We start from the raw sequence: 25,423 nt of genomic DNA on the forward strand, positions 1-25,423 counted from the left end.
TTGCGGTACTAGGTTCTGGTCGTTCGGCCTGCTCCCTCCTTCCGACGGGCCGTCCGCGTCTCACGGCAACCGCCCGCGGGACGCGCCGACCGCCCGGAACCACATGCCCTCCCTGGCCTGTGGCGGCCCGACGCCAGGGGGAAGATGCGCCTCGTCCACGCCGCGGACATCCATCTCGACAGCCCCCTTCGGGGACTGACCCGGCTGGGTGACGGCGACCTGGCCCACCTGCTGCGGCAGGCAACCCGGCGGGCCCTGGCGAACCTCGTCGACCTCAGCGTCGACCGGGCGGCGGACGCGCTCCTGCTCGCCGGGGACGTCTACGACGGAACCTGGCGGGACTACGCGACCGGCCGGTTCTTCGTCGAGCAGATGGGCCGCCTGCGCGACGCCGACATCCCCGTCTACATGATCTCCGGCAACCACGACGCCGAGAGCGAGATCACCCGGTCGCTGACCCTGCCCCCGAACGTCCGGGTGTTCGCCTCGGACCGGCCGGGCACGCATGTGGCGGACGACCTCGGGCTGGCCGTGCACGGGCAGAGCTACGCGACCGCCGCCGTCCACGACAACCTCGTCCAGCGCTACCCGGACGCCCTGGCCGGGCTGGTGAACGTCGGCCTGCTGCACACTGCCGCCGACGGCGCCGAAGGCCATGCCAACTACGCCCCGTGCTCGGAGGACGACCTGGCCCGCACGGGCTACGACTACTTCGCCCTCGGCCATGTCCACTCCCATCGCGTCGTTCACGGCGGCCCACTTCCCGGCGGCACGGCGACCCGCGGGGACGGGCCCGGGGGCCGCCAGGTCGCCGCGTTCAGCGGCAATCTCCAGGGCCGCACCCCGCGGGAGAGCGGGCCAAAGGGCGCCCTCGTCGTCGAGATCCCCCAGGACGGCCCCGCCCGCATCGAGCACGTCCCCTGCGACGTGGCCCGCTGGGCTGTCCTCACCGTCGACACCGCCGGCGCCGACACCCTCGACGACGTCCTGGGCCGGGTCACGGCCGAACTGCGGGCGGCGCGGGACTCCGCGGGAGACCGTCCGGTCGTCGCGCGCACCGTGCTCACCGGCGCGTCGCGGGCCGCCGCGGGTCTTGCCGACGCCGAACGGCTGCGCGAGGAGCTCCGCACGGTCGCCGACGGCCTGCAGGTCTGTCTGGAGAAGATCGTCAACCGGGTGACCGACCCGCGGCCGGCCGGCGCCGTCGACCCCGAGCTGGTCGCCGCCGTACGCGCGGCCTGCGACGATCTGGGCACCCGCCCCGAGGACCTCGCGCAGTGGATCGGCCCCCTGGACCGCGAGGTCGGACGGCTGCTGCGCGGAGCCGACCTGCTCGACCTGGGCGATCCCCGCACACTCGCCGACCTCGCCCGGCGCGCCGGGGACGGCCTGCTCGCGCGCCTCTCCGGAGACGACGCCTGATGCGGGTCCGCGCGCTCGGCCTGGATCGCTACGGTGCTTTCGAGGACCGGCGGATCGAGTTCGGCCGTGGGCTGACGGTGGTCGTCGGCGCGAACGAGGCCGGCAAGTCGACGACGCTCGACGCCCTGTCGGACCTGCTGTGGACCTTCCGCGGCACCCGGCGGAGCTTCCAGTTCGGCCAGGGCGCGCTGAGTCTGACGGCCGACCTCGAACTGCCCACGACGCATCCGGCCGAGCTCCCGCCGTCGTCCCAGGAGACGGGGCCGGCCCGGCAGGCGCCGCCGGCCAGGGTCGAGGTCAGGCGGCGCAACAGCGGTCTGCAGACCGTTGACGACGGCGCGGTCTTCCTCCCCCCGTGGGGTTCCGGTGGCGCCGACGCGCGTCGGCGCTGGCGGCAGGCGTTCGGGCTGTCCCACGCCGAGCTGCGGGCAGGTGGCGCAAGTGTCTTCGAGGGCACCGGCGACCTGGCCGAGCTCGTCTTCACCGCGCGCAGCGGGCGGGCGGTCCGCGGCCTGCTCGACACGCTCGCCGCGGAGATGGACTCCCTGTACAAGGCCCACCGCAACAACAAGAGCGTCCGGGTCCGCACCGCGCTGGCGGACTACGAGCGGCTGGCCGAGCAGGCGGCGTCCGCCATGACCCGCGCGGCCCATGTCGACGATGCCCGCCGGGAGCAGGCGCTGCGCCGCCGCGACGCGCAGGCGGCCGCGGTGGCGACCCGAGCCGCCGCCGACCGCCGCTCCCGCCTGGAACGGTGGGTGCGCGCAGCCCCACATGCCCGGGAGCTGGTCGTGCTCCGGGAACGCCACGCCGCGCTGCTCGCCGCGGGTGTGGCCCTCACCGCCGAGGAGACGGCGCTGTTCGACGCCAGCGTGCGGGAGGCCGCGACGGCCGAGGCCGACCTCGACCGGCTGACCGCCGATCTGCTCGACCGCCGGGCCGCGCGGGAGGCGCTGACGACCGACGAGTCCATGCTCGCCGACGGCGAGATGATCACCCGGCTGGAGCAGTCCCGCGTGGCGCGGCTCGGCGACGGCGCCGACGCCCGCGCGCTCGAGAACGAGGCCGCGCGCCACGCGGACTCCGCCCGTGCGCTCCTGCTCGACCTGGCCGGTCCGGGCGACCCGCGCACCGCCGCCGAGCTCCTGGCCGACCTGCACGTGCCGCGTGACCTCGCGGCCCAGCTCGACGCGCTCGCCGTGACGGTCGGCGAGCTGACCGACGAGCTGCGCCGCGCCGAGGACGCGCTCGCCGCCGCCCGCCTGCGCCGCGACGGCACCGATCAGTCCCCGGGCCACGACCCGGCGTCGATCAGCCAGCTGAAGGCGGTACTCGGCGCGATAGCCGGCGAGGGCTCGGCGACCGCGCTGACCAGGGCGGCTGTCGACGAGGCGGCCCGCGCTGTCCGCGACCGCCGGGAGGCGCTGCGCCGCGCCGGCGCCCGCGACCCGGACGGCCCGCCGCCCGGGATGCCCGGGCGCGACGAGATCCGGCTGGCGCGCGACCGGCTCGACGCCGCAGAAATGGCCCTCGCCCGCCGCGAGGAGGAGCTCGTCGGCGCCACCCGGGACCTCGAGCTCACGCAGAGCCGGGTCGCCGACGCCGACGGCCGCGACCTCCCGGACCAGGCCACGCTCGACCGGGCCCGCGCGACCCGCGAGGAGCTCTGGAACCTGCTGGTCGACGCGGCCGGCGGCCTGCCGCCCGCGACCGACGGCCGGACCCCCGCCCCGGCCGTTGGCGGGGTGCCACCAGTCGGCGGCCGGCTGACGCCGGAGCGGGCTCGCGAGCTGCTCCCGGTCATCGCCGCCGGAATCGCCCGCGCCGACGAGGTCGCGGATCAGCTCATCCGCCACGCCGATCTGGCCGCCCGGCGGGCCCAGCTCCACCGGGACGCCGACCTCGCGCACGAACGGGCCACCGCGGCGCTCGCCGCCACCACGGCCGCCGCCGAGGCAGCCGATCAAGCCCGCGCGGCGTGGGAGGGCCACTGGCACGAGCCAGGCCTGGCCGTGCCCTCTCGGGCGGACGCGGACGACGTCCAGCGGGCTGTTGACGAGGCGCACCGGGCGCACGCGGAGCTGCTCGCCGCGGAGACCCGCATCGCCCGGCTGGGTGCCCAGGCCGACGCCCAGCGGACCGCGCTCGCCCAGGCCCTCGCCGAGGTCGGCCTCGCCCGGGTGGACGCCGACCTCGACAGTCTTCTCACCTGCGCGCAGACCGTACTCGCGGACGACGACCTCGCACAGGTCCGCCGGGCTGACGCCGCCCACTTCGGGCGGGCCGTCGAGGAGGCCGAACGCGAACGGGACAAGCGGCGCGAGGAGCTGCTCGGCGCCGAGGGCGACTGGGACAACCTCGTCCGGGCGGCCGGGCTGGCTTCGGTCACCGACCCGCGGGGCTGGACCGAACGGCGGGGCGTGCTCGCGCAGGCGGTGGCTCTGCACGAGCAGGCCGACCGCGCCGCGCGGGACGCCGAGCGTGCCGCCGGCCGCCATCGGGCGTTCGCCGCGGACGTCCGCGAGCTCTCGGCCCGTCATGGCCTCCTGCACCGCTCGCGCGGCCAGCGCCCCGACACCGACACCAGCGCCGGGGCCGGGAGTGGGGCTGGGAGTGGAACCGGAACTGGCGGCGAACGTCTCGCGGCGGGCCCAGTCGCGCCCGACAGGCCGGGCGATGAGGCCGACGAGCTGGCCGATCTGCTCGATCAGCTCAGCGCACGGCACCAGGCGAGCATCGAGAGCCGTACCCGCCGCGCGGAGATCGACCAGGCGGTCGCCACCCTGAGCACCCGGGTCGCCGCCGCGACGCTGCTGCGGGACAGCGCCGTCGGCCGCCTCGACGAGTTGCGCGCGCAGGTCGTCCTCGCGCCCGGTCAGCAACTGGCCGACGCGGCGGACCGCGGCCGGGACCTCGCCGGGATCACGGCGGCGATGACCGCCACCGAAGGCCTGCTGCGCGCCGCGGCACCCGGCGACGAGCTCGAAGCCGTCGTCGGCGCGCTGGCCGCGAGCACCGACGAGGACCTCGCCGCCGACCTCACCGCCGCGCGCGACGAGCACGAGCGCCGCACGGCCGCGCAGACAGAGGCGTGGACGGCCGTCGGGACGGTCGAACGGCATCTGCGGGATCTCGAGAGCGGCGCGGCCACCGGCGAGCTGCACGCCCGTGCGCAGGAGTCCCTGGCGCTCGTAGCCGAGACGGCGGAGCGCTACGTCATCGCGCGCATCCAGTACGAGACGCTTGGCCGTGAGCTGGAGTCCTACGAGCGCCGTCACGCGTCCCCCCTGCTCGCGGACGCGGGACGCCTGCTCGAACGGCTCACCGAGGGCCGCTACGTCGCCCTGCGGGCCATCGATCGCGGCGACGGCGCCCGGACGCTGCGGGTCGTCCGCGCCGACGAGGACGAGCTCGGCCCGGGCGAGCTTTCCGAGGGCACGGCCGACCAGGTGTTCCTGGCCCTGCGCCTGGCGGCGATCGACCAGCTCCAGCGGGAGCGGACCAGCCGCGGCGAACCCACGCTGCCGGTCGTGCTCGACGACGTCCTGATGACGTTCGACGACACGCGCGCCGAGGCGGCACTTCGCGTGCTGGCCGAGATCTCCGGGCGCTGGCAGATCATTCTGCTGACGCACCACGAGCATCTCACCGACCTGGCACGAGCGGTGGGTGCGCAGCTGCGCGCCGACGGACCAGGACAGACGGACGGCGCCTTGACCCCACCTGGCGACGCCGAGCTGGTCACGATCAGCTATCTGCCGGGGGCGAACGTGCTCACGCCCACCAGAGATGCGGAGCAGATCCGGACGCTGGCCACGCACGTCGTCCCGCCCGACCCCGGCGCCGGTGAGTCCGGCGGAGCCCCGGCTCTCGCCGTGACGGCAGCGAGCGGGGGTGGGAACGGAAGCGCGGCCGCCGGCCGGGACGCCGGGAGGATCCGCGCCTGGGCCCGCCAGAACGGATTCGAGGTCGGCGACCGCGGCCGCATTCCCCGGGAGATCCTCGACGCGTTCGCCGACGCGCACTCCGTCTGATCCCCGCCCGGACGCCCGGACCGGCACCAGCAGACCCGGCGGCCGGGGGTGCCGGGGTGGCGGCCCGGTACCGTCGGATACGGCGGCCGGACGTCCAGGCCGTGCGCCGACCAGCCAGCCACGGCGGGCCCGGCGGGACCGCCCGTGCGACGGCTTTGCAGCAGAACCACAGACCGGAGGCAGGAACCCGCGATGACCGGGAGTCAGAAGATCGCATATCAGGGCGAGCCGGGAGCCAACTCCCACATCGCCTGCCGCGACGTCTACCCCGACTTCGAGGCGGTACCGTTCCAGACCTTTGAGGAGTGCTTCACCGCGCTGGAGGACGGCACGGTCGGTCTGGCGATGATCCCGGTGGAGAACTCGACCGCGGGCCGGGTCGCCGACATCCACCATCTGCTGCCGAACTCCTCCGTGCACATCATCGGTGAGTTCTTCCTGCCCATACGCCATCAGCTCCTCGGGCTGCCGCGGGCGACCATGGACGATCTGAAGACCGTGCACAGCCATCCGCAGGCCCTGGCCCAGTGCCGCAACGCGATCCGCGGGCTCGGGCTCACCGCCGTGCCCGCCGCGGACACCGCGGGCAGCGCCCGCGAGGTCGCCGAGTGGGGTGACGTGACGAAGGCTGCCGTCGCCTCGCGGCTGGCAGCCGAGGAATACGGCCTGCAGGTGCTCCGGCCCGACCTCGAGGACGAGGATCACAACACGACCCGCTTCCTCATCCTGTCGAACGAGCGCCTGCGGGCCGCGGCCGGCGTCGGACCGATCGTGACCACCTTCGTGTTCAAGGTGCGCAACATGCCGGCCGCGCTGTACAAGGCTCTCGGCGGTTTCGCCACCAACGGCATCAACATGACGAAGCTCGAAAGCTGCATGATCAGCGGCGAGTTCGTGGCGACGCAGTTCCTCGCCGACGTCGAGGGCAGCCCGGAGGATCCCGCGGTGGAACGCGCCTTCGCCGAACTCGGCTTCTTCGCCGACTACCGCATCCTCGGTGTCTACCGCGCCAGCCGATACCGCGAGCGGTTCGACCCCCTGCGACTGAGCTCGTAACCGGTCATGCGGCGAGCGTTCCAGCAGGTGGACGTCTTCACGTCCGGCAGTTGCCTGGGCAATCCCGTCGCGGTCGTCCTCGACGCCGAGGGGCTGCCCAGTGCGGCGATGCGCCGCTTCGCCGCCTGGACGAACCTTTCCGAGACAACGTTCGTCCAGGCCCCGACGGCACCCGGGGCCGACTACCGGGTGCGCATCTTCACGCCGACGGCCGAGCTTCCGTTCGCGGGTCATCCCACTCTGGGGACATGCCACGCCTGGCTGACATCCGGCCACACGCCGCGCGATCCCGACCGGATCGTGCAGGAATGTGAGGCGGGTCTGATCACCGTCCGTCGCGACGACGCCTCGGGACTGGCCTTCTCGGGACCGCCGCTGCTGCGTTACGAGCCCGCCGACGCCGAACTCGTGCGGCACCTCGCCGAGATGCTCCGCCTCGACCCGGCGGACATCCTCGCCGCGCAGTGGGTGGACAACGGCCCGGGCTGGGTCGGCGTGCTGCTCGACTCCGCCGCGGCCGTGCTCGCGATCCGCCCGGGCGCCGTCGACCTGGCCGTGGGGGTTGTCGGGCCACACCCGCCCGGCGGGCCGGGCGCCTTCGAAGTCCGCGCCTTCACGCCCCAGATCACCACTGTCGAGGACCCGGTGACCGGCAGCCTCAACGCCTCCCTCGCGACCTGGCTGTTCGACATCGGCAAGGCGGACGGGGCGTATGTCGTCAGCCAGGGGACGCTGCTCGGGCGGGAGGGCAGGGTCCGTCTCTCCCGTGATCCGGACGGGTCGGTGTGGGTCGGTGGCGACACTGTCACCTGTATCTCGGGGACCGTGGACCTCTGACAGGCGCCGACCCCCGGCCTGACCGGGAGGCACCTGCTCGCGAGCCACAGCCACCCGAGCCACGGCGACGCAAGTTACGGACCCGCGAGCCACGGGCACGCCGCCGAGACGGCACGGGAGCCGGCCTACCGTGGAGTCATGTGTCGCAACATCACTGAGCTGCGCGGACTCGAGCCTCCCGCGACCGACGAGGAGATCGAGGCGGCTGCCCGGCAGTTTGTCCGGAAGGTGAGCGGCCTGCGCCAGCCACCGCCCGCCGCGGCCGGGGCCTTCGAGGCGGCGGTGGCCGAGGTGTCCGCGAGCGTCCACCGCCTGCTCAGGGAGCTGCCCGCGCGCCGCCAGCCGCCCGGGACAGTGCCGCCGCTGCGCCGACCAGAGGTACGGGCCCGCCTCGAGCACTGAACCCCCAGGCCCGCCCGATGTTCGCCCTTGCCACATCATGGACATATCCCGCATGACGTCTGCTCCCGGACGGTATCCACGAGGCGCGTCGAGAGGCAGGCCATGCGGTTCGACGATTCGTCGGTCGACACGTCCCAGCTCGAGGACAGACGCGGCGGCGGCCTGGGCCGCGGTGCCGCCATCGGCGGCGGTGGTGCCGGCCTGGTCGGCCTGCTCATCTACCTGGTGGTGGCCGTGCTCGGCGGCGGCGACGGGACGGGCGCGAACGGAACGGGCAGCGACGGGTCGGGGGGTGCGCAGCCGGGCACCGAACAGGGCACGACGGGCAGCGAGATCGCCACCCGTTGCAACACTGCCGGCGCCCTGGACCATTACGACGACTGCTTCGTCCTCAAGGTCTTCAACGAGGTGAACGAGGTCTGGACGGCCCAGTTCGCCCGGGCCGGCCAGCAGTACTCCGACCCGCGGCTGGTCTACTTCTCCGACGCGGTCTCGACCGGATGCGGAACGGCGTCCGCGCAGATTGGGCCCTTCTACTGCCCACCCGACCGACGGGTCTTCATCGATCTCGGGTTCCTCGAGCAGCTCCAGCGGGACTTCGGGGCGCAGGGCCGGTACGCGCAGGCCTACATCGTCGCTCACGAGGTCGGGCACCACATCCAGACGATCACCGGAACCGAGCAGCGGCTGCGCGAGGCGCAGAACGCCGACCCGTCCCGCCGCAACGCGCTGTCGGTGCAGCTCGAACTGCAGGCCGACTGCTACGCCGGGGTGTGGAGCACGCTGGCGAACTCCGCCGGCAACGTCACGATCAACGAAGCTGAGCTCGACGAGGCGCTCCGGGCGGCCGAGGCCGTGGGCGATGACCGGATCCAGGCCTCGGCCGGCGGCCGCGTCGACCCGGAGTCGTGGACCCACGGCTCGGCGGAGCAGCGAAGTGAGGCCTTCCTGAACGGATACCGGGGCGCCTCGATGGCGGCGTGCGACACCGTCCCGGCCTGAGTCGGCACGGCGCGTCCCCGCGACGGGACGTCCGCCCGACCCGATACATCGCAGCAGAAATCGCTGATAGAAAGGGCGAATGGGCGTCAATTCACCGGCTGCCAGCAGCCGGTATCCGGACCGATCTGTGGACGCCAGGAGAAGATCGTGATCTCCCGTGTGAGCATCGGCCATATTCATGCCTCCGCGCCGGCGAAATCCGGGCCGCCGAAGGACACTCCCCCGAAACCCGCGCCGCCGCCGATGCCGGGCTGGCGCAGGTTCCTCATCCCGGTCGGGCTGCTCGTCACGGTGATGCTGCTGATCGCTCCGAGCCTGTTCGCCACCCAGCCGGATTCGCTGACCTACTCCGATTTCGTGGGTCGAGTCGACAGCGGCGTGGTGCGCTCGGTCACCATCGACGACCGCGGTGGTGTCGACGGCACGCTGACCGACGGCACTGACTTCACCACCCAGATCCCCACCGCACTCGACACAACCGCGCTCGAACGTCAGCTCGCCGCCAAGAAGGTGCAGATCACGGCCACCAGGACGGGCACGTCGTTCTGGTCGGTGGTGCTGAGCTTCCTCCCGCTGCTGCTCCTGATCGGTTTCTTCGTGTGGTCCGGCCGCATGGCCCGGCGCCAGCTCTCCGGCGGCGGCGCGCTCGGAATGTTCAGCCGCTCCCGAGCGAAGATCACCGAGGCGGACCGGCCGGAGACCCGCTTCAGTGACGTTGCCGGCTACGAGGGTGCGAAGCAGGAGATCAGCGAGGTCGTCGACTTCCTGCGCAATCCCGACCAGTATCTTGAGGTCGGCGCACACGGCCCGCGCGGCGTGCTGATGGTCGGCCCGCCCGGCACCGGCAAGACCCTGCTCGCGCGCGCCGTCGCCGGCGAGGCCGAGGTGCCGTTCCTCTCGATCACCGGCTCGGGCTTCGTCGAGATGTTCGTCGGTGTCGGCGCATCCCGGGTGCGGGACCTCTTCACCGAGGCTCGCAAGCGGGCGCCGTCCATCATCTTCATCGACGAGATCGACGCCATCGGCGGCCGGCGCGGCTCCAGCGCGTTCGGCGGGTCCAACGACGAGCGCGAGCAGACGCTGAACCAGCTCCTCGCCGAGATGGACGGGTTCGAGTCCACGTCGGGCGTGGTCGTCCTCGCCGCCACGAACCGCCCCGAGACCCTTGACCACGCGCTGCTGCGCCCGGGTCGGTTCGACCGCCAGGTCACGGTGCCGCTGCCGACCCAGTCCGAACGGGCCGAGATCCTCGCCGTGCACACCCGTGGCAAGGCACTCACCGATGACGCCGACCTCACCCGGATCGCCCGGGGCATGCCCGGATTCTCCGGCGCGGACCTGGCCAGCCTCGTCAACGAGGCGGCGATCAACGCCGTCCGCGACGGACGTTCGGTGGTCAGCGCCGCCGATCTCGACGCCGCACGTGACCGCATTCTCCTCGGACGGCGCGATGCCTCGAACGCCCTGCTCCCGGACGAGAAGCGGTCCGTCGCCGTGCACGAGTCGGGCCATGCCCTGGTGGCGGCGCTCTGCGACGACGCCGACCCGGTCTCGAAGGTGACCATCCTTCCCGCAGGCATGGCGCTCGGCGTCACCCAGCAGCTCCCCGAGGCCGAGCGGCACCTCTACTCCGAGGCCTATCTGCTGGACAGCCTGGCCGTGCGGCTCGGCGGTCGGGCGGCCGAGCTGGTGGTGTTCGGCCACGGCTCCACCGGTGCCTCGAACGACCTGGCCGGCGCGACCCAACTCGCCACCCGGATGGTGCGTGAGTTCGGGCTGTCGGAGGAGATCGGACCGGTGGGCTACTCGTCCGACGGGCCCAACTTCCTCGGCGGGGACGACCTCATGGCCCGCCCCTACTCGGAGCAGACGCAACGAGTGATCGACGCCGAGGTGGCACGGCTGCTGCGGGAGGCTCAGGCGCGAGCCATCGACCTGCTGCGCATGCATCGGAACGCACTCGACGCCCTGACTGCGCGCCTGCTGGAACGGGAGACCATCGACGGCACAGTGGTAGAGGAGCTCGCCGCCGCGTCGATGGCGAGCTTCACGCGCAGCCCGAACGGAGACGGCTCGGGGGAAGGTCCGGACGGCGGCATCCCACCGCAGATCTCCCTGCAGACCTGATCCCCCTGGACCGCGCTCGGATCCCGAGGCAGTGGGTACTGCATCTGCATGATGCCTGACGCCGCAGGCCCCGCGTTCGACGTGTGTGTGGTGGGCGCAGGCCCGGCCGGGATGATGCTCGGCCTGTTGCTCGCCCGCGACGGCCTCGAGACCTGCGTGTTGGAGAAGCACGCCGACTTCCTGCGCGACTTCCGCGGGGACACCGTGCACCCGTCCACGCTCGATCTGCTGGATTCGATCGGCCTTGGCGAACGCGTGCGCGACCTGCCCGGACGCCAGGTCACCGGGCTGAGATTCAGCTTCGCGGACGGGACCTACCAGGTCGCCGACTTCTCCCGGCTGCGGGTGAGTCATCCCTACATTTACTTCGTCCCGCAGTGGGACCTGCTGGAGATGCTCGCGCAGGCCGGCGCCGACATTCCGACCTTCACGCTGCTGCGTGAGCACGAGGTGACCGGCCTTGTCCGGGATGGCGATCGGGTGGTGGGCGCCGAGGCTCGGACCACCCAGGGCCGCCGGGTGGTGCGGGCGCGTCTCACGGTCGGTGCCGACGGCCGCGGATCTGTCGTCCGCGCGTCGCTTGGCCTGCCACTGCGACGTTTCGGCGCTCCGATGGATGTGTTGTGGTTCCGGCTCCCACGCCGGGCGAGTGACGGGGATGGCCTCGGCGGCCTGGTCGGCCCGGGACGGATGCTCATCCGCATCGATCGGGGCAGCTACTGGCAGACCGCCTATCTGATCCGCAAGGGCGGATACGACGCCGTGCACGCGGCGGGACTCGACCGCCTCCGCGACAACGTCGCGACGCTCGCTCCGGACCTCGCCGACCGGGTCGATGAGATCAGAAGCTGGGAGGACGTCCACCTGCTGAGGGTGCAGGTCGACCGGGTGCGGCGCTGGCACGCTCCCGGCGCACTGCTCATAGGGGACGCCGCTCACGCGATGTCGCCGATCGGCGGGGTCGGGATCAATCTGGCGATCCAGGACGCGGTCGCCGCGGCACGTATCCTCCGTGCGCCCCTGCTCGCCGGCCGGGGCACCGGAACCGCACCACCGCCCGGGCGGCTGGCCGCGGTACAGCGTCGCCGCACGCCACCGACCATCCTCACCCAGCTTGCGCAGCGGGTCGCCCAACGAGGGTTGCTGCGCCCGGTGCTGGAGGCCGGCGACAAGCCGGTCACGGCGCCCATGCCGGTCCGGCTCCTCGCCCGGATACCGGCCGCCCAGCGCGTGCTCGCCCGTGCGGTCGGCGTCGGGCTCCGACCCGAGGCGGTCGGACAGGCCGCACCACACACCGCGGCGGAGAACGTCTCCCGTGCAGCCACCAACGAGAGTGATCGTTAGCCACTGAAGAAGCAAAAGAATTTGCCTGTCTTTGTAATCCATATAATTCATCTACTTATTTCCATTCACCCACGAAACGACCCACCCACAGATCAGGTCACCCTCGGGACGACTCGCCCGAACCCTTGCCAGCAGAGCCGACCCTACCCTAGGATCGAACGCATGTTCGAAGAATTTCACTGACGGTGGGCGGTGAACCTGATGGATCAGTTCGACAGCTCCATGACCCGGGCGTCGACGGCAGCGGGTATGGATTCCGAACCGCAGCGATCAGACGTCTCGTTCGACCTGGTGGACGCGCTCCGCACGGTCCTGGCCGAGGCAATCGCGGCAACCGGCGCCGGAACCGCGAGGAGCGACCTGGATCAGGCCACGCCCTTCTTGCGGCGATTCTGTCATCGTGTCGACAGGTATCGCACCAAGTTAAAGGTGCTCGGCTGGCTTCAGGCAGGAATGATGGAGGATCTATCGGCCATCACTCATATGAATCCACCACGCGAGGCGGCGACCGGGACTTTTGACGAGCTTGCTCCGGAGGACGTGGCGATCGAGGTCGGCGCCTCCGCCACCTCGGTGGCGCGAGACATGACCTACGCGCGCACGATCACGGATCGGCTCCCCCGCGCGTTGACGACACTGAAAAACGGGGCAATTGATCTATCTCGGTTGAGATCCCTGGAACGCGCCGTTCGCCCGTTGGATGACGAACTGGCGGCCGCCGTGGAGAGGCGCGTGCTGGAAGGCGGGCCACGTCCCACTCAGGGAGCCTTCGCCGATGCGTGCCGACGCACGGTCCAGCGGATCGACCCCGACGGCTCGGCGGAGCGGGCCCGTTCACGAAGAGCCGCGCGACGGGTCTGGGTTCGTCCCGGCGAGGAGGGCAGCAGCACGCTGTCCGCGTTGCTCCCGGCGGAGGAGGCAGACGCCTGCTACCGGCGAGTCGACCAGGTGACCCGCGAGATCGTCGCCGCCCGGGATACCCACGACGAACGGACGACGGACCAGATCCGGGCCGACGTCGTCGTCGACCTGCTCACCGGACGAGCCGAGCACGGCCGGCCGTTCTCCTGCGACGTCCAGGTGGTCGTGCCCGTGACCACACTGCTCGGCATATCGTCGGAGCCCGGTGAGATCCCAGGTGTCGGCACCATCCCCGGAGCTGTCGCCCGCGAGATGGCCGCTCGGCCAGGGTCGACCTGGCGGCGACTCCTGACCGACCAGCGCGGCGTCCTCCTCGACGTCTCCGACCGCCGGCACCCCACCCCGGCGCAAGTACGTCACGTGCGCGCGCGACCGCACCTGCCGCATGCCCGGGTGCGCCCGGCGCGCGGTCCACTGCGAGCTCGACCACACCGTCCCCGACGCCGTGGGCGGCCGGACAGCACTGGACAATCTGGGCCTTCTGTGTCGACGACATCACCGCATGCGCCACCGCAGTGGCTGGCAGATCAGCCAGCCACGTGAGGGTGTCTTCGAGTGGACCACGACACTGGGCAGAAGGATCACGGTCACCCCGCCGCCCTATCTCGAGCCCGAGACCTCATGATCTTGACGACAAGCCCCGGGGCACGGGTGGCGAATCAGGCGGATGACGGGTGGTCGTCCGCGGCGAGCCGGGTCAGTACTGACGTGGCGATCGCGTCAAGGGCGTCGACCTGGGCTTCCGTGAGCATGTCGAACACATGCTCACGGACGAAAGCGACATGAGCGGGAGCGGCCTGTTCGATCATGGCGCGGCCGCGCTCCGTGAGCACGACAAGGGCGCCGCGGCCGTCGTCGGCGCACTCCTCGCGCGCCACGAGGCCACGCCGCTGCATCCGGGCGACGTGATGGGAGAGCCTGCTCTGCTCCCACGAGAGCTCCCTGGCCAGCTTGGTCACCCGCAGGCGCCCTTCGGGGGTGTCGGTGAGGCGGACGAGAACGTCGTAGTCGGCGAGTGAGATCCCCGCCTCCGCGGCGAGTTGGCGGTTCATCCACACGGTTAGCTGGCTGGTCATGAGCAGGTAGCGCCGCCATACGCGCTGCTCCCGCCGAGTCAGCCAGGACACCGCGGCGCCCGCGACCGCGGGTGCGGCAGGCGGCGGGACCTCGGGTGGCGGGGTCGGGAATGCGTCACCCCGGGATCTGATTGACACGTCATGCACCTTAATGATGCGTCATGGAGATGGGAAGGGGCCATCATGGCCGACATGACACAGCGGTCGAAGGTCGACATCCGCCGCGCAGACGACCGCCCCAAGACAAAGATCAACTGGCTCGACTCCAAGCACTCCTTCTCATTCGGCCACCACTACGATCCGTCAAACACCCATCACGGACTGCTACTGGTCAACAACGACGACACCGTGCGCGCAGGCGCGGGCTTCGAGACCCACCCGCACCGCGACATGGAGATCGTCACCTGGGTACTGCGGGGTTCGCTCGTCCACCAGGACTCGACCGGCAACTCGGGCGTGATCTACCCCGGGCTGGCCCAGCGGATGAGCGCCGGCCGAGGCATCCTGCACTCCGAGAAGAACGACTCGTGGCGGCTGCCCGACGGCGGCGAGCCGCACGACGAACCCGTTCACTTCGTTCAGATGTGGGTTGCGCCGGACGAGAACGGGATCGCACCCGGCTACGAGCAGCTCGAGATCGACAACGAGTTGCTCCGGGATGGCCTCGTCACGGTCGCGTCCGGGATGGAACGGCACGACGGCGCTGCCGCCATCCGTATCAGGAACCGGTACGCGGCTCTGCACGTCGCCAGGCTCGGTGTGAGGCAGAGCGTCGAGCTGCCCGACGCGCCTTACCTGCACCTGTTCGTCGCACGGGGCGAGGTGACGCTCGAAGGCGCGGGGCAACTGCACGAGGGCGACGCCGTCAGGTTCACCGCGGTGGGCGGTCAGCGGATCACCGCCGTCGAGCCGGCCGAGGTCATGGTGTGGGAGATGCACGCCAGCCTGTCCGCCTGACGCCTTGTGTCACCGGCCGGCCGGAGATCAGCGGCCGGCCGCCCGGTAGGCGACACCAGCCGGGGTCGGCTGGCCTGACTCGTCATACAGGCCGGTCCGGCTGTCGGGATTGGCGGGAAACGCGAACCAGGCGTAGCGCTCAACGAACGGAAGGCTCTCGAGCATCGCGGTGGAGGCGGTCACGAACGCCGCCTGGCCCTCAGCGCTCGGGACCGTCGCGGGTGAGGTTGAGAAGTTCATCAGGCTGTACTCGGTCAGCCAGATCGGCAGGTGGTATCGGTCGTACACGTCCTGGATGTAGGCACGGAGCTGACTGGTCGCCCGGGTGGGGTCGAAGTCGCTGCCGTACCAGTGCAGCGCGATGAAGTCGACCTTGTAGCCCCGCTGGGCCGCGCCGGCCATGAACTGGCCGAACCAGCTGTTCGGGTCCGCGGCGCCGGCGGCGGGCGCCGGGCTACCCAGACGCATTCCGGTGGCTTCCAGTTGCGGCCACAGATCGAGAGCGGTCTGAACCGGCATGTCCGCCTGGCCGCGGAGGTCAGGCTCGTTGAAGCCGAGCAGGGTGCGGCCGTTGGCCTTCACCGTCGCGAGGGTCTGCGGAGTGACCGAGCCCGGCCCCCAGATCATCGGGACGAACTCGACTCCCGCCGGCGCCGCGATCCGCTCCGGCGCGGCTCCCCAGGTGTAGAACCACGAGACTCCCGCATCCGTCATCGACGGAGCGATCTTGTCGAAGTACCAGGTGCTCGCGCCCTTCGCAACCGTCCCGACAGGCGGATCGGTCGACCCGGGTGTCGTGGGCACTGGCGCGGCGCTCGGCGTGGCCCCCGGCGCAGTGGTCACCGGGGCAGTGGTCACCGGCTCCGAGGTGAGGGTCGGCACCGGAGTGACGCCGGGGTTCGGACCCGAGCTCGGGTCCGGAGCCTGGGTGGGGCCGGCGGACGGCGAGCCCGTCGGGCCGGCGGGGCTGGGGGCCGCACTGGTCGTCGGAGCGGGACCGCCTCCACCCCCGATGGGGGTAACGCAGCCCGCGAGCGCCACCATCGCGAGCAACGCCATCGACAGCAGCCTTAGCATGCTCGGCGTGCGACGCATGATCGCCTTCGAACCCGCCCGATGCGTCCGCGCCCCGGACGCGAACGCGGTTGCCGCGCTGTTCGCGGTGCGTCGCCGTTCCCCGGCGTCGTAATCGGTCACGCCGACCCTGCGCATGGATCTCTCCTTGCCTCGCCCCCCTGAATGCCCTTCCATGAACTGCTGTTCCGCCGGCCGCGCCGTGCCGGAGATCCGGCCGGCCGACAGTCGTGGCTGGCCGATGGACTGCCGCTATCCGACGGATCGCTGCCACCTGACAGATCGCTGCCACCCGACGGACTGCCGCAAAATCTGACAAAAGGCACAGCGGCGATCACTTTGCCACAGCAAGCGTGGGTACGCCAGGGTGTCGGTCCGAGCGGACCACGGGCGAATACCGCGGCGGTGCCGCGAAGCGGGAGCGACCAACGGGCTGGACCACAGCTGGCGAACAGACCAGCGAACAGCCAGCAGACAACCGGCGAAGGCTCGGCGAATGGCCACCGGACACCCCGTAGACAGCCCGTAGACAGCCTGCGGGCATCCCGTCGGACGTCCCGCGGACGGCGATCGTCCCGACTACGCGGATGACACATTCGGGCCAGGACGCCGACCAGTTTCGAGGGGTCTCGACCCAAAGAGCGATGATGTGGGTGTCTTGCCGCCAGCCCGGAACACATGTCCGCGTGACCCCCGCTCCTCCCTCACGTTCCCCACTGACAGCGACCAGGGAAAACAGCAGGTGGAGGCCGAGGGAGGCGCCGGCGTGTGGACGGGCGCCGATCGGGCCGCCGGGTCTCGACCGGGCGCACGCGGATTCCGGGGCGGGCGGCGCGGGACATGGCATCCCCTCGAGGGTGAGGGGGCCGTCGCCTGCCCGGACGGAGACGCAGCGGCAACGCCGACAGGGGGCACACGGACATGGAACATGGGGTGGCCGGCATGTACCGGGCCGGCAGCGGCCGGGGACCGGCGGACTTCGTGGCCAGGCGCGTGAACGGCCTGCTCGCAGAGGACCCGCGGGCGGTTATGCGACGCGCGGCCGGCGCGGCCTACCGGGTGGCCGGCCGGGCCGGACGAGCCGCGCTGCGTCCGCCGGAGACACAGGACCTCGGCGAGGTGCTGACGGACACGGCCGCGCCGGAAGCCGGAACCGACGGTCTCGACGGCTCGGACGACCTCGGCGGCGAGCGCCGCCCGGCGCCGGACCCGGAGGTCCCACCGTGGGTTCCGCTCGGCGACGAGGGCCCGGTGATCTGTAACATCTGCCGGTGGCACGGCGAGGACTTCGATCTTGCCGGCCATGTCGAGATGTCGCTGTGCCCGTCCTGTGGTGCCAACGGGCGTGACCGGTTCATGCACTGGTGCCTGGCCCAGTCGGTGGATCTCAACCCCGCGCTCCGGGTCATCGAGTGCAGTCCGCGTCTCGGCGAGGACTACCGTTCGGCGATGTCCAGTTGGTTCTTCTACCGGACGTCCGATCTGGACATGCGCGCGCACCGCGGCAGCATCCGGCTCGATCTGCAGGCGATTGACCTGCCGGACGCGTCGCTGGACGTCATGCTGTGCTCGCACGTGCTCGAGCACGTTCCGGACACGGACAGTGCGCTGGCGGAGCTTCGCCGGGTGATCGCCCCGGGCGGGCACCTCATCCTGCAGGTCCCGGTCGGCCAGGGGGTGACCGCGCCGCCGACGGAACCCGAGTTCCACATGGACTGGACCCCGGTCTTCTGGCGCTTCGGGTTCGATCTGACCGAGCGGCTGCGCAAATCCGGGTTCGAGGCGGACCTGCTGTGCACCGCGTCGATGCTCGAGGCCGCACTGACCGGGGAGAACCTGTGGCCCGACTGGTCCCGGGAGTTCGACGTCCCCGGAATGCTCGACGGGGTGATCGCCGCGGACCTGAAGGTCATCGCCGACCGAGCGGCCGAGCACCGGCTCGGGATCAGCCCAGGCTACATGTACTTCACGTGGCACTGCCGCGTGCCGGCGCACGAATAGGCGCGAGGTAGATCCGCCGGCCTGACGAGCGCCGGCCGAAAATTCCAGCAGGCGAGGATTCCGGCGGTTTCGACGTCCGTCGGGGATGATTCCCGCAACGGCTGCACCGCACCATCCGCGAAAACGTTTTCGCGCCCGCGGATACCGAGCTAATTTTTAGCTGCCATTTCATGTTCTGCGGCGTACGGGCGTTCGGCGGCGGCCCCTCGAACCCTGCCGTCGCCCGTCCGGCGTGGGGCGTTGCCCGCCGGAGCGCCGCGCCGGAGACTGCCGTGACGGTCACCCCACAGGGGACCGCCGCCACGTGCCCACCGAGCAGGTAGGCGCCAGGACCTGGACGTCTTCTGCCGGTACTCGCCCGGGGCACCGCACCTGGAGCCGCCCCGGACACCGGCGGCTCGTCGCACGTGCCCGACGGTCTCGTGGGGCTCGTAGGTCTCGTATGGCTCATAGCACTCTCATGGCGCTCATCGGGGTGCCCGCAGCGCGCTGCGGTCGGCCGGCTACCCGACCCGGACCGGACGTAGGGCCGCAAACAACGACAAAGTGCCACGTTGTCGCGAATGAGACGCCCGGCAAACCGCCGTCGACCCGCGGTAAACCTCCAGAATCGGACTGGCGGAAGCGAAAGGACTGAATATGCGTACGGTGCGGGGGACGTCGACGCGGCGGTCGGCGTGGTGGCCGGGCTCGAATCCCCAGCGTCCGGGAGCCGATTCCCACCGGACGCGAGCGGCTTCCGGCGGGAGCCGTGCGACACCGTCGACGGCACGCGGTCGCCTGCTGCCGGGCACGCTGCTGATCTCGGCGCTGCCCTCGGTACTCACCGTGGCTCTCCTCATGCCGACCGCCGCAGCGCAGGCCGGCACGCCGAGCCGGGAGGTCACCGCACCGGCTCGGGCCGCCCTCATCGCGTTCGAGGCCGAGGACGTGCTCGGGCAGATCGACGTCGACGTTGATCTGGGGCCCGACGAGGAGTCCGAGAGCATCCGCCGATTCCAGGAGGCGGCGGAGGCGATCGCCGAGTTCTCCCGCCAGGCTGCGGCCCGCGGCAACTCGGCACCCGCACCTACGCAGGCTCCGCCTGGTCCGCCGGTAACCCGGCAGCGGCCCGCGCCCGCCGCCGGGACGGGGTCCAGCGGCGGGACAACGAGCTCCGGTCCCGGTTCACCGGCGGGAACCGGCACGGGCGCAGGAAGCGGGACGGACACGGCAGGCAGCATCGGCGCCGGCACGGGAAGCGGGACCGGAACGGACGGTGCCAGCCCGGGAGGCGACGCCCCCGTCCAACAGGGCACCGCGGCCGGCGGAGCACCGACCGGCGACGCTCCCCCCGACGGCACCTCGGCCGGCTCCGCGACGAGCGGTGGCGTGGCGAACGGGCCGGCGGGCGGCGATGGTCCCGGCTCCGTCCGTGCCGGCACCGGAGGCAGCATCACCGATGACAGCACTGCCGGTGACAGTGCCACCGGTGACAGTGCCACCGGCGGAAGCACGGGCGGTGGAGCAGGGCCACGGCCAGGTACGCGCATGGCGGCGCCGCGCTCCGGTGCGGAGCAGGCGTTGCTCACCGGGATGAACACGCTGGCAGTCGGCCTCGCGGTGGCCGGGCTGGCAGGCGCTCCCCTCGCCGGCGGGCTGAGGCGCCGGTCGTTTCAGGAGCGAAGCCGCCGATCCGATCTCGCGCTCGTGCCCGCCGCCGCGACCGGGCCGGATCAGTTCCCCGCGCTCGACGACGTCCGGCAGCACAGCCGGGAGTACGGCCGGCCGTAAGCAGGCCGGCCGCCGCGACGGTCCACAACCAGCACTACGGGCGCTCCATGGGCGTCGCCGACCGAGCGCCGGAGTGACCCACAGGACACTTCGCCACGTGTCGTTCCGGGCACCGAACGTGCACTCCTGACCATCGGCCCAGCCGCAACAAGGTCGTCCATAGGTCTTCCCATGGCATTCCAAGGGTTCCACCGGCGAGACGAATGCGCGGCCCCCACCTGGGGCGCTCCCGACCAGCACCCGACATCGCCTGTAGCACAGCACATCTCCACCATCCTGGCGATCATTTGAGGAGACCACCCGCGGTAACCGGCTCCCGACGAACTCCCATCGCCGGATCGTTGCGCTACACCACGTCAAACCCTGAAAAACGAGACGGACCTCCCCAGGCAGGGTCCGGGCGCCGCATTACTGTGACGCCGTCGAGTAACCGAACGGGCCCTTGGGGGGGTCTCAGGGCTCGACTCCAACAGGGATGGTCTGCATGGCAGGCAGGCACGAAGCCGACCGGACGCCGGTCGGCTCACCGCCGCGGGGCGGCGTCGCGGGACTCACGGGACTCCGGTACCGCGCCCGGCCGCACAAACCGAACGGCCCACGCAACCCGAACACCCCACGCACCCCGCACGACACGGAGCAACGCAACCCGCAGGACGCCGCCCCTCACGACGTGGACCCGCGCACTCCGCACGACGCAGCCCCGCACGACGGATCTCGGACGACGGCCGGCACAGCGAGCCGACGCGGACTGTTCGGCTCGCTGGCGGCCTTCGGGCTGACCGCCGCAGGCTGCTCGTTCGGCGGCCCCGGCGGTGGCGGCGGAGCGATACCGACGGCCACGGCGACGGCCGTCGCACCGACCACGCGACCTCCGATGACCGGCGGGCCCACCACGGCGCCGACAGCCACCGGCACGCCGACCACCATGCCTACGACACCGGGCACGCCGGGTGCACCGGGCACACCCGGTCCGTCCCCGACGGCCTCGCCTCCCCCGCCCGCCGGGGGTGGTGCCGGTGCCGCGACGCCGGCCTTCCTGCGCGGGCGCGACCCGGTGGTGCACCTGCTGAACCGGGCCACGTTCGGGCCGACACCGGAGCTGGTGGCAGAGGTGAAGGCTGCGGGTGTCGGAGCATGGCTGGACCGACAGCTCGATCCGGCCTCGATTGGCGACGGGACGGTCGACGCGGTCCTCGGTCGTTTCCCGTTCCTGGCCAAGACCGGCCGCGAGCTCCACGCCATCGAGGGCGACATCGACTACAAGGACGTGATCGGGCTCGCGGTGGCCTCGATCGCGCGAATGACCTGGTCGAACCGCCAACTGCTGGAGCGGATGGTCGACTTCTGGCAGTCACACGTGTTCAACAAGGGCTACCCGAACGACAACCTGTGGCGGGACTCGTTCCCGGACGACCGGGAGGTCATCCGACCGAACGCACTGGGCCGGTTCGCGGATCTGCTGCTCGCGGAGACGACGAGCCCGGCGATGATCCGTCGGCTGAACGCCGACCGGTCCACCGTGCGGGCGCTCAACGAGAATCTCGGACGGGAACTGCTCGAACTGCACACCGTCGGCGTGGGTGCCGGTTACGGCCAGGACGGGGTCCTGAACAGCGCCCGCATCCTGACCGGGATCTCCATCGACGCCGAGTCGAAGAAGTACGCGTTCAAGTCGAAAGACCACTACGTCGGCCCGGTCCAGGTGCTGGACTTCTCCTCGCCGAACGGCTCCGCCGAGGGTGGGGAGGCCGTGATGAAGGCCTACCTGGACCATCTGGCGCATCACCCGGCGACCGCCGCGTACCTCACCCGCAAGCTGGCGACCTATTTCGTCGCGGACGATCCGCCGCAGTCCCTCTGCGACATGCTGGCGCAGACCTACCTGGCGAACGACACCGCGATCGCACCGGTACTGAAGGCGTTGTTCACCTCCGCCGAGTTCGGCCAGGCAGTGGGCCTGCGCACCCGCCGGCCGCTGGAGGACATCGTCGCCACGCTGCGCGTTCTCGGGATCGGCCCGCCGGCCTCGGGCACCGAACCCGTCGTCGCGCTGTACTGGATGGCCAACGACATGGGAATGGCACCGCTGGCGTGGCCGGCTCCGGACGGATATCCGCTGCGGGCGGAGCGATGGGTTTCGGCGTCAGCCACGATCGGCCGGTGGAACATGCACCGGAACCTTCTCAACGGGTGGTATCCGAAGGGTCTGGGAACCCCGGCGGTGAACAGCCTGCTCGGGGACGCGCCACCGGCCGCCATGGCCGAGGTGGTGGACGTGCTGGCCCGGCGGCTCGTGTTCCAGCCGCTCGCGCCCGAGCACGGCGCGGCACTGGCGACATTCCTCGGTGACCGCGGGTCGCGGAAGCCGGCGGACAACGAGTATCTCGTCGGCCAGCTCGGCTCGCTCATTCTCGACTCCCCCTACCACGTCTACGGATAGGCGGCCGACCGGTGGTAAAGAATCTGCCTGCGGCCGACCAGTGCACGCTCAGCCGGCGCGGAGTTCTCGCGGCGGCCGGCGCCGTCGGCATCACGGCCGGCGTCGCCTCCGTGCTGCCGATCCGCGTGGCCTTCGCCGACACCCCCGGCCGAACCCTGGTCGTGATCTCGCTGCGCGGCGGGATGGACGGCCTGAACGCACTGGTGCCGGGCGCGGACCCGAACTACGCGGGCCTGCGCGCCGACATCGCCATCCCGACGGGCCAGCTCATCCCGATGGATCGGACGTTCGGCCTGCATCCCGCGTACGCGTCGCTGAAGCCGCTGCTGGATGCCGGGAAGGTGGCGGCGGTTCCCGCCGCGGGGCTGCTCGACAACTCACGCAGCCACTTTCAGGACACGTTCAACCTCGAGATCGGCGGTGCCGGCCAGAACAGCGGTTATCTTGCCCGCCTGCTGAGCGTCCTGAGCCCGGGTTCGGCGTTCCGCGGGATCCAGGAGGGCGGCTCGCTGCCGACCTCCTACCTCGGCTCCGCCGAGGCCCTGACCCTCAACGGCATCGACAACTTCAAGGCGAACGGCTGGGGCCAGGGTGCCGAGGAGACCGCGACGGCCACCGCGCTCGGCGCGCTCTTCGCCGGCCCCGACGCCGGCCGCCCCTACGCCCGCGGCGTCGCGACGACCCTGGCCGCGCTAGCCGAGGGCAAGCAGATCGCGGCCAAGCCCTACACCCCGGCCGACGGCGTGACCTACCCCGACGAGGGCCTGGGCCGAGCGCTACGGGACGTCGCCCGCCTGATCAAATCCGGGACCGGGCTCCGGGTCGCGGCGATGGAGACCGGGGGCTACGACACCCATGTCGGCCAGGGCGGGGTGGCCGGCAGCCTGGCGACGCTGCAGAAGCGGCAGGGCGACTCGATCGCGGCGTTCTTCGCCGACCTCGGCCCGCAGGCCGCCGACGTCACCCTGGTCACCATCCAGGAGTTCGGCCGGCGCGCGGACACCAACGGAAACGGCGGGACCGACCACGGCGGCGGCGGCGTCATGTTCGTGATCGGCGGCGGCGCGGTCGGCGGGGTGCACGGCAAGTGGACGGGCCTCGCGCCCGACCAGCTGGACGACGGCGCGGTGCCCGTCCTGAACGACTACCGCAACGTCCTGGGCGACGTGATCCGCTGGCTCGGGATGTCCCAGGAGCAGCTCGGGACGGTCTTCCCCGGGCTGACCCACGCCCCGGTCGGGGTCACCTCGGCCTGACGCGACCTCCCGCGCGCTGTATCCCCGACGCGCGGTGGACGTCCCCTCCTCGAGAAGGCGGCTGGGGCCCCGGTGTCCGCCGGGGCCCCAGCGCTGGCCTGCCGCCCGATGCTGGTCAGCCCCTCAGCGCTGGTCAGCCCCTCAGCGCTGGTCAGGGCCCCACTGTCGGCCCGGCTCCTGGTGCCGGCTCGTGGGCCGGTGAGGAGGTGGAGGGCCGTCGTACCAGGTCCGCGTACGCGGGATGCCGATCTATGTAGGCCTTGATGAACGGGCACCGGGGGATGACGGCCAAGCCCTGGGCGCGCGCCGAATCGAGCGCCCCAGCAGCCAACGCGGAGCCCATGCCGGTGCCCTTGTAGGCCGGATCGACCTCGGTGTGGGTGAAGATGATTCGCGAGCTCGACCGCGTGTACTCGGCGAACCCCGCGACCTCCCCGGTCGGAGTTCTGGCCTCGAACCGGCCGGCCGGGGGGTTGTCGACGACTGTCACGTCCATGGCGCCCATCCTTGCCGGTCCGCGCGGATCAGGCGATGTCGAGGATCTCCTCGACCGGCCGCCGGGGGGTGGCCGCCAGCGGCGGCTGCTCGGGGTCGGGGCGGCCCAGCCGCAGCAGCATCTGCACGTGACCGATGCCCCCGGTCGCCGAACGCATCAGCTCGCGGATGGCGGAGACGTCCAGCACCTGCCCCAGCGGTGAGGCGGCGAGCCCGCGCGCCGTCGCCGTGAGCAGCACCCGGCCCGTCGCGCCGCCGGCGAGCAGCCGGTCGGTGGGCCGATCCGAGTCGGTGCCGATGGCGACGACCGTCGGCCGCTCCACCTCCAGCCGCTCCACCGCCGGCTGCTCCACCGCCGGCTCGGACGAACCGGCCGCGCCGGCCGGTTCGAGGCCGCCGACCACGTCGAAGTCCCGCAGGACGAACTCGGACTGGCGCGTCGCCGCGCCACCGACGACGGCCTCGCGGGGGATGCCGTCGCGTGCCTGCGGCGAGGTGCGGCTCCAGTGCCTCAGTTCCTCGGTGTAGGCGGGATCGTGGGCCTCCTGCCAGTCCGCGCGGGAGAGCAGGACCGACGTCTCGACCCGGGCGTCCGCGCTCTCCACGAACCGCACCCAGGCCGACTCCGCCTCGGCGGCGCGGCGCAGCGCGGCGAGGTCGTCGGCCCCGAGCCGCCCCCGCTCCCCTGTCAGGAACGGACGGCGGTCGGTGTGCCGGTTGGACATCGCAGCCGCCAGCTCCGCCTCGGCCGGCGCGGGCGGGCGGCGGTCCGCTACGGCGATCGTGGCCAGCGGGACGTCCGCGGACGGCGGGGCGCCGTCGTCGAGCGGGCCGAGGGCCACGACGGGGAGCAGGCCGCGCGAGCGCGCGGCGAGCCGGGCGAAGGTCAGGGCGGCCCCGCAGCTGACCAGGAGCTGGCGTCCCTCCGGGTCGGCGACGTGCAGCAACCGCTCGGGATCGGCGAACAGGTGCAGACCGTCGGCGTCGAAGCGCCACCGCCAGGGCTGGGTGTTGTGGATCGACGGCGCGAGCGTGGCCTGCGCCACGATCGCGCGGGCGTCGTCCTCCGTCAGGCGTACCGCGGTGTCGACCATGACCTCTCCCGTCTGTCTGCTCCGAGCATCCTTATGCCCGCCCGGGCGCCGGCTCCCCCGGCCCCGGGGCGGACGCGTGTCTCGTTGCGGTCCGCCGTCGCTCGGTGACCGG

At 71.9% G+C, this 25,423-nt stretch carries 18 protein-coding genes and 1 pseudogene; 15 read left to right on the forward strand and 4 right to left on the reverse strand.

What is annotated here, in order from left to right:
• Positions 1-144 precede the first annotated feature (144 nt).
• From E0504_RS25500 to E0504_RS52245, 10 genes and pseudogenes are all read left to right on the forward strand, one after another.
• Positions 145-1,422 (forward strand): DNA repair exonuclease, encoded by a 1,278-nt coding sequence (locus E0504_RS25500; RefSeq protein ID WP_112105863.1) that lies wholly within the window; start codon positions 145-147, stop codon positions 1,420-1,422.
• Complete coding sequence (locus E0504_RS25505; protein ID WP_112105862.1) at positions 1,422-5,456, forward strand: histone-like nucleoid-structuring protein Lsr2; 4,035 nt, start codon at positions 1,422-1,424, stop codon at positions 5,454-5,456. The genes E0504_RS25500 and E0504_RS25505 overlap by 1 nt, the downstream gene beginning before the upstream one ends.
• 192 nt (positions 5,457-5,648) lie before the next feature.
• Entirely contained in the window at positions 5,649-6,512 is an 864-nt protein-coding gene (locus tag E0504_RS25510) for a prephenate dehydratase (RefSeq protein ID WP_112105861.1), read from the forward strand.
• A gap of 6 nt (positions 6,513-6,518) precedes the next feature.
• The gene (locus E0504_RS25515; protein WP_071065583.1) at positions 6,519-7,349 is read left to right on the forward strand and encodes a PhzF family phenazine biosynthesis protein; all 831 of its coding nucleotides are present in this window, start codon (positions 6,519-6,521) and stop codon (positions 7,347-7,349) included.
• 138 nt (positions 7,350-7,487) lie between these two features.
• A complete protein-coding gene (locus E0504_RS25520) occupies positions 7,488-7,751 on the forward strand; it encodes a DUF2277 domain-containing protein (RefSeq protein WP_112105860.1) in 264 nt (87 codons plus the stop codon).
• A 102-nt stretch (positions 7,752-7,853) separates the two neighbouring features.
• Entirely contained in the window at positions 7,854-8,753 is a 900-nt protein-coding gene (locus E0504_RS25525; protein WP_112105859.1) for a neutral zinc metallopeptidase, read from the forward strand.
• Positions 8,754-8,900: 147 nt separating this feature from the next.
• Entirely contained in the window at positions 8,901-10,880 is a 1,980-nt protein-coding gene (gene ftsH, locus E0504_RS25530; protein WP_131625991.1) for an ATP-dependent zinc metalloprotease FtsH, read from the forward strand.
• A gap of 48 nt (positions 10,881-10,928) precedes the next feature.
• Entirely contained in the window at positions 10,929-12,224 is a 1,296-nt protein-coding gene (locus E0504_RS25535; RefSeq protein WP_112105857.1) for an FAD-dependent oxidoreductase, read from the forward strand.
• 483 nt (positions 12,225-12,707) lie between these two features.
• A pseudogene (locus E0504_RS25540) lies at positions 12,708-13,457 on the forward strand (DUF222 domain-containing protein); the annotation flags it as partial.
• A gap of 73 nt (positions 13,458-13,530) precedes the next feature.
• Entirely contained in the window at positions 13,531-13,770 is a 240-nt protein-coding gene (locus E0504_RS52245; RefSeq protein WP_071065588.1) for an HNH endonuclease signature motif containing protein, read from the forward strand.
• 34 nt (positions 13,771-13,804) lie between these two features.
• On the opposite strand, the gene E0504_RS25545 is transcribed toward E0504_RS52245, so the two are convergent.
• Positions 13,805-14,359, reverse strand: a complete 555-nt coding sequence (locus tag E0504_RS25545) for a MarR family winged helix-turn-helix transcriptional regulator (RefSeq protein ID WP_235013873.1) — start codon at positions 14,357-14,359, stop codon at positions 13,805-13,807.
• Positions 14,360-14,404: 45 nt separating this feature from the next.
• On the opposite strand from E0504_RS25545, the gene E0504_RS25550 reads away from it, so the two are divergent.
• Positions 14,405-15,178, forward strand: coding sequence for a pirin-like bicupin family protein (locus E0504_RS25550; protein WP_200835246.1), 774 nt, complete (start codon positions 14,405-14,407; stop codon positions 15,176-15,178).
• 27 nt (positions 15,179-15,205) lie between these two features.
• Here E0504_RS25550 and E0504_RS25555 read toward each other — a convergent pair whose 3' ends face one another.
• Positions 15,206-16,390 (reverse strand): glycoside hydrolase family protein, encoded by a 1,185-nt coding sequence (locus E0504_RS25555; protein WP_112105856.1) that lies wholly within the window; start codon positions 16,388-16,390, stop codon positions 15,206-15,208.
• A gap of 783 nt (positions 16,391-17,173) precedes the next feature.
• Here E0504_RS25555 and E0504_RS25560 point away from each other — a divergent pair.
• The 4 genes from E0504_RS25560 to E0504_RS25575 all read left to right on the forward strand — a co-directional run bounded on the left by E0504_RS25560 (position 17,174) and on the right by E0504_RS25575 (position 23,722).
• Complete coding sequence (locus E0504_RS25560) at positions 17,174-18,253, forward strand: class I SAM-dependent methyltransferase (protein WP_112105855.1); 1,080 nt, start codon at positions 17,174-17,176, stop codon at positions 18,251-18,253.
• Between the two features lie 840 nt (positions 18,254-19,093).
• Positions 19,094-20,026 (forward strand): hypothetical protein, encoded by a 933-nt coding sequence (locus tag E0504_RS25565; protein ID WP_131625992.1) that lies wholly within the window; start codon positions 19,094-19,096, stop codon positions 20,024-20,026.
• Positions 20,027-20,510: 484 nt separating this feature from the next.
• Positions 20,511-22,466 carry a DUF1800 domain-containing protein gene (locus E0504_RS25570; protein WP_112105875.1) on the forward strand — a complete coding sequence of 652 codons (1,956 nt, stop codon included), beginning with the start codon at positions 20,511-20,513 and terminating at the stop codon, positions 22,464-22,466.
• Between the two features lie 11 nt (positions 22,467-22,477).
• Positions 22,478-23,722, forward strand: coding sequence for a DUF1501 domain-containing protein (locus E0504_RS25575; RefSeq protein WP_112105853.1), 1,245 nt, complete (start codon positions 22,478-22,480; stop codon positions 23,720-23,722).
• 151 nt (positions 23,723-23,873) lie between these two features.
• On the opposite strand, the gene E0504_RS25580 is transcribed toward E0504_RS25575, so the two are convergent.
• Both E0504_RS25580 and E0504_RS25585 read right to left on the reverse strand, forming a co-directional pair.
• Positions 23,874-24,218 carry a GNAT family N-acetyltransferase gene (locus E0504_RS25580; protein ID WP_112105852.1) on the reverse strand — a complete coding sequence of 115 codons (345 nt, stop codon included), beginning with the start codon at positions 24,216-24,218 and terminating at the stop codon, positions 23,874-23,876.
• 28 nt (positions 24,219-24,246) lie between these two features.
• Entirely contained in the window at positions 24,247-25,311 is a 1,065-nt protein-coding gene (locus E0504_RS25585) for a nitroreductase (protein WP_071065595.1), read from the reverse strand.
• Between the last annotated feature and the right edge of the window lie 112 nt (positions 25,312-25,423).

The organism is Parafrankia sp. BMG5.11 (assembly GCF_004337455.1).

Excerpts from the sequence above, each read along its gene's own strand:
- E0504_RS25510 (WP_112105861.1), top strand. The coding sequence starts at position 5,649 with ATGACCGGGAGTCAGAAGATCGCATATCAGGGCGAGCCGGGAGCCAAC.
- E0504_RS25535 (WP_112105857.1), top strand. The coding sequence starts at position 10,929 with ATGATGCCTGACGCCGCAGGCCCCGCGTTCGACGTGTGTGTGGTGGGC.
- E0504_RS25520 (WP_112105860.1), top strand. The coding sequence starts at position 7,488 with ATGTGTCGCAACATCACTGAGCTGCGCGGACTCGAGCCTCCCGCGACC.
- E0504_RS52245 (WP_071065588.1), top strand. The coding sequence starts at position 13,531 with ATGCCCGGGTGCGCCCGGCGCGCGGTCCACTGCGAGCTCGACCACACC.
- E0504_RS25505 (WP_112105862.1), top strand. The coding sequence starts at position 1,422 with ATGCGGGTCCGCGCGCTCGGCCTGGATCGCTACGGTGCTTTCGAGGAC.
- E0504_RS25585 (WP_071065595.1), bottom strand. The coding sequence starts at position 25,311 with ATGGTCGACACCGCGGTACGCCTGACGGAGGACGACGCCCGCGCGATC.
- E0504_RS25580 (WP_112105852.1), bottom strand. The coding sequence starts at position 24,218 with ATGGACGTGACAGTCGTCGACAACCCCCCGGCCGGCCGGTTCGAGGCC.
- E0504_RS25515 (WP_071065583.1), top strand. The coding sequence starts at position 6,519 with ATGCGGCGAGCGTTCCAGCAGGTGGACGTCTTCACGTCCGGCAGTTGC.
- E0504_RS25525 (WP_112105859.1), top strand. The coding sequence starts at position 7,854 with ATGCGGTTCGACGATTCGTCGGTCGACACGTCCCAGCTCGAGGACAGA.
- E0504_RS25550 (WP_200835246.1), top strand. The coding sequence starts at position 14,405 with ATGGCCGACATGACACAGCGGTCGAAGGTCGACATCCGCCGCGCAGAC.
- E0504_RS25570 (WP_112105875.1), top strand. The coding sequence starts at position 20,511 with ATGGCAGGCAGGCACGAAGCCGACCGGACGCCGGTCGGCTCACCGCCG.
- E0504_RS25500 (WP_112105863.1), top strand. The coding sequence starts at position 145 with ATGCGCCTCGTCCACGCCGCGGACATCCATCTCGACAGCCCCCTTCGG.
- E0504_RS25555 (WP_112105856.1), bottom strand. The coding sequence starts at position 16,390 with ATGCGCAGGGTCGGCGTGACCGATTACGACGCCGGGGAACGGCGACGC.
- E0504_RS25565 (WP_131625992.1), top strand. The coding sequence starts at position 19,094 with ATGCCGACCGCCGCAGCGCAGGCCGGCACGCCGAGCCGGGAGGTCACC.
- E0504_RS25560 (WP_112105855.1), top strand. The coding sequence starts at position 17,174 with ATGGAACATGGGGTGGCCGGCATGTACCGGGCCGGCAGCGGCCGGGGA.